The following is a 292-nucleotide window of genomic DNA, read 5'->3' on the forward strand; positions in this document are numbered from 1 at the left end:
TTGCAGCCCTTGACCACCCCCATCACGTTGATCGCGATCTGCCACTCCCAATCCTCCAGCGACAGCTCGGCGAAGAACCCACACGAGGCCACGCCCGCATTGTTGACGATCACATCAATGCCGCCCAGCTTCACCTCGCAGGCCTGGGCAAACGCGGTGAGCTGGCTGTAGTCGCGCTCGTCTCAGCGCTGGATAAAAACCTCGCCACCGGCCTCTCGCACCAGCCTGATGGTTTCCTGCAAGCCCGGCTCACTGACGTCCGACAAGGCCAACTGCCACCCCTCACGGGCCC

At 63.4% G+C, this 292-nt stretch carries 1 pseudogene; it reads right to left on the reverse strand.

The window, feature by feature from the left end:
• Positions 1–292: pseudogene (locus tag QMX97_RS32095) on the reverse strand (SDR family NAD(P)-dependent oxidoreductase); the annotation flags it as partial.

The organism is Pseudomonas sp. PS01298 (assembly GCF_029959745.1).
Taxonomy (GTDB): Bacteria; Pseudomonadota; Gammaproteobacteria; order Pseudomonadales; family Pseudomonadaceae; genus Aquipseudomonas; species Aquipseudomonas aylmerensis.